The organism is Ideonella sp. P3_A4 (assembly GCF_056403075.1).
In genome coordinates, this window is sequence record NZ_JBFUGE010001186.1 from 1 (window position 1) to 973 (window position 973).

A 973-nucleotide genomic window follows, 5' to 3' on the forward strand; every position below is an offset into this window, starting at 1 on the left:
CTCCTGCGGCAGCCGATGGCTAACCCCTCCGTCAAGGGGACGTCCACAAGCGGGCTTCGCCCACTTGCGGCCGCCCCTTACGTCGAACGTTAAGCGTCGCAAATGCAACAGCTCATCGCCGAAAACGATGTTGTAGTGTCGCTTGTCGACACCACAGCTCAGTTGATTGGCGATCCCGCAACGCGGGTGGTCGAGGCGGGCACGACAGGTGCTGTCGTAGCAGTTCACCGGCAAGGCTCTCGCGCAGCAGCCTATGAGGTCGAGTTCCATCTGGGCGGCAAATCCTGGGGTCTGGCAACTCTCGCCATCGGTGAAGTTGACCGGCCATCCAGTGGAAGGCTGTACCACGCCGTAGTTTGGCAGCAAGCAGACAATTCAACAGGTATTCGAGTCGCCGTCTGCGCCGAGAATTTGAATGATGCAAGCCTAAAGCTTGAGGCCAAGTATGGGCGCGGCAACGTCTTTAACCTGCACAATCGTGAAGATGCAGAACGCCCAAGGTAGGCAGCGCCAGCTATCCACGGCGACGCCTAACCCCTCCGTCAAGGGGACCTGCCTGCGGCAGGCCCCTTACGTCGAACGTTAGGCATCACTGAAATCCAACTTGCGCATGTACACCCTTCGCCTCGCAACGCCAACCGACGCCACCGCTGTCAGCGCACTTGTACTCAGCCTCGTCGGCGACATGCTGGTTGACCCGGAAGGAGAAGAAGCTCAACGCTTCTATGCATCGATGTCGCCGAGTGAACTGGCCAAATACATGGAGATGCCAACGCGCTTCTATGTCGTTGCAGAGGTCGATGGTCAAGTTCAGGGCATGATCATGGTTCGCAACGACAACTACATTGGTCAGTTCTTTGTGAATCACGCACACCAAGGCAAGGGCCTGGGCTCGGCGCTTTGGCGATTCGCTCTTGCACATGCCGGGCTACTCGGCGGTGCAGGTCAATTCACTGTCAATTCAAGCCTAGCC

General features: G+C 58.1%; 2 protein-coding genes. Both read left to right on the forward strand.

Translation table 11 applies throughout. The annotated features are described in order from the left end of the window. The first annotated feature begins 102 nt into the window (after positions 1-102). Positions 103-504, forward strand: a complete 402-nt coding sequence (locus AC1DYI_RS36845) for a hypothetical protein (protein WP_477209025.1) — start codon at positions 103-105, stop codon at positions 502-504. 106 nt (positions 505-610) lie between these two features. Beyond that, the coding region (locus tag AC1DYI_RS36850; RefSeq protein ID WP_477209026.1) for a GNAT family N-acetyltransferase at positions 611-973 on the forward strand (363 nt) is incomplete at its 3' end.